At 65.2% G+C, this 935-nt stretch carries 1 protein-coding gene; it reads right to left on the bottom strand.

Annotated elements, in window-relative coordinates; all coding sequences use genetic code 11:
- Positions 1-74 precede the first annotated feature (74 nt).
- Complete coding sequence (locus ACIRGA_RS06700; protein WP_400937386.1) at positions 75-401, bottom strand: hypothetical protein; 327 nt, start codon at positions 399-401, stop codon at positions 75-77.
- Positions 402-935 lie beyond the last annotated feature (534 nt).

The raw sequence follows: 935 nt of genomic DNA, 5'->3' as shown, positions 1-935 counted from the left end.
CCCGTCTCCTCTGTTCGCCTCTCAGCCACCTGGATCGCTCATCCACGCACGGGCAGTTCAGGCTCCCCGCGTCATCAGCTGCCCTGGCCCGTCGCCGCGTCGATCCGCGCGGCACTTTCCTGATCCAAGTCGCGCAGGACGGAGACCCTCTTGACGATGCCGTCCTTGAGCTGGCCGGTCCCCTCATCGGCCTTACGGGCGCCCTCACGGGTCTGTTCCGCGGGGTCCACGTAGTTCTTGGCGAACGCCTCGCCGATGTCGTCCTGACCCCAGCACCCGTGATGGTCGTCGAGAGTGACCTCAAGCGCCTGCAGGGAGTTCTTCAGCCTCTCTCCCAGCGCACCCAGGCGTGCGGCGGCGGCAGATGCCTCCTCCGGGTCCAGGCGGAATGTCTCACCCATTCGTCCTCCTCTCCCGACTGGATCTCGCTTGGCGCGCCCCGGCCTTCGCCGCGGCTGCCGCCACATTCGGACGACCGGCACGAACGCCGGACAATGACCACGGTTACACACGTTCGGCCTAGCACCAATCGACAAGGCGGCCTGGGGTCCTTTTCTTGTTCTTGTTGCCCTTTATTCCCCCAAACTCAGCCCTGCTTCACCCGAGAGCGGCAGAGGCGTGACGCCCCGCGACCGGCTCGCCGACCGCACGGGATCGCAGTCAGCCGCGGTGGCCGCGAACGCAGGAGGGTTCCTTTGAGAGGTAGGCACCTGTGGCGTGGCTGGACCTGCCGCATAGGAGTCCTGGCGCGAGACTGGATGTCCGCGGTGATCCCGTCGCCACAGCGTCATGTTCAGCGCCTCTTCGTTCATGCACGTCACCAGGCCGGGGATGTGACTTTGAGGTTGTCCCCGGGAACCGGACACCGGGGTTTTATGCCACGAGGGCGAGATCTTGACGATAGCTTATGCGGGTTTCGTGGGGTGTTTGGTAGT

The organism is Amycolatopsis sp. NPDC102389 (assembly GCF_044765885.1).
Classification (GTDB): Bacteria; Actinomycetota; Actinomycetes; order Mycobacteriales; family Pseudonocardiaceae; genus Amycolatopsis.
Note: the sequence above shows the minus strand (reverse complement) of the source record. Positions and strands in the feature narration are given on the sequence as shown.